This window comes from Methanocrinis sp. (assembly GCF_049974945.1).
Lineage (GTDB): Archaea > Halobacteriota > Methanosarcinia > Methanotrichales > Methanotrichaceae > Methanocrinis.
In genome coordinates, this window is the sequence record NZ_JBNGCU010000118.1 from 1 (window position 1) to 4,372 (window position 4,372).

At 58.2% G+C, this 4,372-nt stretch carries 8 protein-coding genes; 3 read left to right on the forward strand and 5 right to left on the reverse strand.

Annotation, left to right across the window (positions count from 1 at the left end; genetic code table 11):
- Positions 1-456 precede the first annotated feature (456 nt).
- The gene (locus ACP5EL_RS09265) at positions 457-1,299 is read left to right on the forward strand and encodes a class I SAM-dependent methyltransferase (protein WP_428402228.1); all 843 of its coding nucleotides are present in this window, start codon (positions 457-459) and stop codon (positions 1,297-1,299) included.
- Between the two features lie 33 nt (positions 1,300-1,332).
- On the opposite strand, the gene ACP5EL_RS09270 is transcribed toward ACP5EL_RS09265, so the two are convergent.
- From ACP5EL_RS09270 to ACP5EL_RS09280, 3 genes are all read right to left on the reverse strand, one after another.
- The gene (locus ACP5EL_RS09270) at positions 1,333-1,731 is read right to left on the reverse strand and encodes a HEPN domain-containing protein (RefSeq protein WP_428402229.1); all 399 of its coding nucleotides are present in this window, start codon (positions 1,729-1,731) and stop codon (positions 1,333-1,335) included.
- A complete protein-coding gene (locus ACP5EL_RS09275; protein WP_428402230.1) occupies positions 1,728-2,048 on the reverse strand; it encodes a nucleotidyltransferase family protein in 321 nt (106 codons plus the stop codon). The genes ACP5EL_RS09270 and ACP5EL_RS09275 overlap by 4 nt, the downstream gene beginning before the upstream one ends.
- Positions 2,049-2,329: 281 nt before the next feature.
- A complete protein-coding gene (locus ACP5EL_RS09280) occupies positions 2,330-2,671 on the reverse strand; it encodes a DsrE family protein (protein WP_428402231.1) in 342 nt (113 codons plus the stop codon).
- Positions 2,672-2,805: 134 nt separating this feature from the next.
- On the opposite strand from ACP5EL_RS09280, the gene ACP5EL_RS09285 reads away from it, so the two are divergent.
- A complete protein-coding gene (locus ACP5EL_RS09285) occupies positions 2,806-2,970 on the forward strand; it encodes a hypothetical protein (protein WP_428402232.1) in 165 nt (54 codons plus the stop codon).
- 316 nt (positions 2,971-3,286) lie between these two features.
- On the opposite strand, the gene ACP5EL_RS09290 is transcribed toward ACP5EL_RS09285, so the two are convergent.
- Entirely contained in the window at positions 3,287-3,628 is a 342-nt protein-coding gene (locus tag ACP5EL_RS09290; RefSeq protein WP_428402233.1) for a DsrE family protein, read from the reverse strand.
- 134 nt (positions 3,629-3,762) lie between these two features.
- On the opposite strand from ACP5EL_RS09290, the gene ACP5EL_RS09295 reads away from it, so the two are divergent.
- Positions 3,763-3,927, forward strand: coding sequence for a hypothetical protein (locus tag ACP5EL_RS09295; protein WP_428402232.1), 165 nt, complete (start codon positions 3,763-3,765; stop codon positions 3,925-3,927).
- Between the two features lie 316 nt (positions 3,928-4,243).
- Here ACP5EL_RS09295 and ACP5EL_RS09300 read toward each other — a convergent pair whose 3' ends face one another.
- Positions 4,244-4,360, reverse strand: coding sequence for a hypothetical protein (locus ACP5EL_RS09300; RefSeq protein ID WP_428402234.1), 117 nt, complete (start codon positions 4,358-4,360; stop codon positions 4,244-4,246).
- Positions 4,361-4,372: the final 12 nt, after the last annotated feature.

Consider the following 4,372-nt stretch of genomic DNA (forward strand, 5'->3'; position numbering starts at 1 on the left):
CTTATTTATGAATCTATCTATTTAAACTATGTACAAAACGGGAATTTAATTATTAATTATATATTGCAGAATCCCGGACTCCGGCGGCATGTGACATAATATCAGAGATTGAATTAGCATTAATATCGTATATTTTTGTTTGTAAATAGATTTTATTAACTTTTCTTCGAATAACTGGATCGTTAAATTATACTAACTATGGCAAACCTCTTAAGCAAGAGGTGAAATAGGAGCTGAGAGGAGCTAAAGCCCAAAAGACGTACCTCCGCCAGATGCTGCGTTCGGAACGCCAATTAATCTGAAAACTTACTTATCCGTCCCATCGCCCGCCGCCCCTGCCGCCCACCCCAAGCGGCACGGCAACGCGGCACGGTGGCGGCATTGCGGCGGAGCCGGTGCCGGTGCCGGGTCCGGGGACGGAGATGGAGACGCGGAAAGTCCGAGGTGAAGATCACGATGAACCCAACGACCGAGATCAACTGGAACGAGGTTTGGATAGATCAGATGAAGAGGAACCGGGAAGTGAGCACCGCCCGTGAGTGCGCCCGGATCTGGGAGAGCCGGGAGAGCGCCCTCAAGTTCTGGAACACCTCCAAAGAGAACAGCGGCCGCGTCGAAGATACGATCGCGGGAACCGAGATCACCCCCGAGTCGAGGGTCCTGGACATCGGCTCAGGCCCCGGAACCCTGGCCATCCCCTTCGCAAAGCGGGTGGCCAGCGTCACCGCCGTGGAGCCCGCCGAGGGGATGCTCTCGGTCCTCAAAGAGAAGATGACCGAGGAGGCGGTCATTAACATCGGGATCGTCCAGAAGCGGTGGGAGGACGTCTCCGTCGCCGAGGATCTGGACCCGCCCTACGACGTGGTGATCGCCTCCTTCTCCCTGGGGATGCCCGACATCCGGGCGGCGATCGAGAAGATGATCGCCTCCGCCGGCCCGGGTGGGCACATCTACCTCTACCACTTCGCAGGTGAGACCCACTGGGACCGGGACTGCCGGAGCCTGTGGCCGAGGCTCCACGGTCGGGACTACCAGCCCGGCCCCAAGGCTGACGTCCTCTACAACGTCCTCTACTCGATGGGGATCTACCCTCACGTCCGGACCTTCCGCCTCCAGCACAGCCAGCGCTTTTCCAGCATGGAGGAGGCGATGGAGCACTTCCGCAGCCAGTACCGCATAACGACGGCGGAGCAGGAGGCGATCGTCCGGGAGCATCTGGGCCGGGTTCTCGTAGAGGAGAACGGGGGCTTCAGCCTCCCGGCGTCGTCGATCAGGGTCAAGATCTGGTGGGAGAAATAGGCCGAAGGAGTAAGAAGGGGTAGAAGGGCGAGGCTACAGAGAGTATCCGATCTCTCGCAGGTACTTTTTGGTCAGCTCCAGAAACGTCTCGGCGCTCTCGACCATCGCCTCTGCCTCCTCTTCCGACGGCATAAACAGGATGTCGTAGTCGCACCGTTGGCGTTCTCTGAAAGCCTTGACCAGATACTTGTGGAGGTTCGCGGGCAGTAGCCCCTCCTTTACGAACTCCTTGCCGAAAGATGCTATGACTGCAGAGTGCTTCGCAAATTTCAGGTCCTTGGACAAGAGCAGGGCTTCGGCGCAGTAGAACATGGCATAATAAGCCCTTGAAGACGAAAACTCGTAATACTCCGAGTCTATCAGCACCCTGGCGGCGTCCAGGCTCCTCTCGGCCTTCTCCAACAGGGCCTCCATCTCCCGCTGGTACCTCATATCACTACCCCATCCTCCTTCACGCTCAGGAGAAATGGAGTGCTGTATTCCTGGAAGGTCTTCGAGGGATAGACGATGGCCGAGATCACCACGTCGTGCCTCAGGGAGCGTTCCGCGATCAGATCGTCTATCGCATCCCTCTCCGCCCGGCTCAGCTCCCCCTCGGCGAGGATCACCAGGTCCACGTCTGAAGACGCCGAATAATCCCCTCTCGAATAGGAGCCGAAGAGGAGGAGCCCGACCAGCTTATCTCCCAGCGCCTCTTTCATCTCGGCCTTCAGCTCTTCAAGGAGCTTCAAAACAGCCTCGCGGTCCAATCTTTCAATCCTCCAACACGGCGTATTTGTTTGCTGGCGTCATCTAGATTTTGCCTAATCTCCATCCATAGTGATCGCCAATGAAATAAATATATTTTCGAATGCTGCTACCATTTCATCGCGTTTAGGCAACATCGAGAGGACGATGGCGGGAACCGCGATCAACCCCGAGTCGCGGGTCCTGGACATCGGCTCTGGCCCCGGCACCTGGCCCTCCGAGCCTTCGCCTCTGCCGCCTTTCCGTTCTATCCCATCTCCACTCTACCCGGCATTTCTGGGATCTAGGGCCGGACGTAGGCCCAGCCATCGGCCTGCTTTTTCACCACCTCTCCCGTTCCTGTGGGGACGACCTCGGCCAGGTCGAGAAACTCCCCCTCATCCAGCTTCATGGCCTTGATGCTCTTCGAACAGATGACGAATCGCACGCCTCTGGCGGCCAGCTCATCGACCCTATCGCCATAGGGGCCGGTCTTGAGGAGGGCTTTGACGCCGTCGGAGTTGGCCACCACCTCCGCCTCCACCTGGTCTTCGCCCAGCTCGGCCAGGAGGTTTCTAACGTTGTTCAGGGCGAGGTTCGCCCTTTCGGTCTCGGTCAGATGGAAGACGGCTCGATATCTCTTCACGACGAATCCTCCTCATATTCAGGTGGATTTGATGATGCACTTCATCCTTAATCTAACTGCCCAAGCGGCGTATTCATCTGCAGCCACCACGTCCAGAACCATCCGCCTGCGGCGGTAGCCAGCGGTTCGCCAGCATGGAGGAGGCGATGGAGCACTTCCGCCACCAGCGCCGCATATCGACGGCGGAGCAGGAGGCGATCGTCCGGGAGCACCTGGGTCGGGTCCTCAAGGAGGAGAACGGGGGCTTCAGCCTACCCGCATCGTCGATCAGGGTCAAGATCTGGTGGGAGAAGGAATAGCAGAAGGACGAATTGGTTGAAAGCTGAAGGAAAGGCTTCTTAATTGGGGAAGGGGCCGGGGCTCGTTCGGCCAGTCCATCGACTTCGGCCCTGGGGCCATTCGAGTGAAGCTGTGCTTTGTCGCCTGGTGGTAGGCGAGAACCTGGTCGAGCTCTTGGGACAATTCGAGATCCTCCTCTTCGGCCTCGGGCGGCGGGGGCGGGGTTTGGCCTCCTTCCATGGTCGATATGTTTTGTCATCAAAAGGACTAAACTTTTTCGGCGAGATGGCCGACGCCTCCAACGGTCGGATCTACCCTAACGTGAGTCTCTGGGATCTATGGCCGGACGTAGGCCCACCCATCGGCCTGCTTTTTCACCAGCTCTCCCGTTCCTGTGGGGACGACCTCGACCAGGTCGAGAAACTCCCCCTCATCCAGCTTCATGGCCTTGATGCTCTTCGAACAGATGACGAATCGCACGCCTCTGGCGGCCAGCTCATCGACCCTATCGCCATAGGGGCCGGTCTTGAGGAGGGCTTTGACGCCGTCGGAGTTGGCCACCACCTCCGCCTCCACCTGGTCTTCGCCCAGCTCGGCCAGGAGGTTTCTAACGTTGTTCAGGGCGAGGTTCGCCCTTTCGGTCTCGGTCAGATGGAAGACGGCTCGATATCTCTTCACGACGAATCCTCCTCATATTCAGGTGGATTTGATGATGCACTTCATCCTTAATCTAACTGCCCAAGCGGCGTATTCATCTGCAGCCACCACGTCCAGAACCATCCGCCTGCGGCGGTAGCCAGCGGTTCGCCAGCATGGAGGAGGCGATGGAGCACTTCCGCCACCAGCGCCGCATATCGACGGCGGAGCAGGAGGCGATCGTCCGGGAGCACCTGGGTCGGGTCCTCAAGGAGGAGAACGGGGGCTTCAGCCTACCCGCATCGTCGATCAGGGTCAAGATCTGGTGGGAGAAGGAATAGCAGAAGGACGAATTGGTTGAAAGCTGAAGGAAAGGCTTCTTAATTGGGGAAGGGGCCGGGGCTCGTTCGGCCAGTCCATCGACTTCGGCCCTGGGGCCATTCGAGTGAAGCTGTGCTTTGTCGCCTGGTGGTAGGCGAGAACCTGGTCGAGCTCTTGGGACAATTCGAGATCCTCCTCTTCGGCCTCGGGCGGCGGGGGCGGGGTTTGGCCTCCTTCCATGGTCGATATGTTTTGTCATCAAAAGGACTAAACTTTTTCGGCGAGATGGCCGACGCCTCCAACGGTCGGATCTACCCTAACGTGAGTCTCTGGGATCTATGGCCGGACGTAGGCCCACCCATCGGCCTGCTTTTTCACCAGCTCTCCCGTTCCTGTGGGGACGACCTCGACCAGGTCGAGAAACTCCCCCTCATCCAGCTTCATGGCCTTGATGCTCTTCGAACA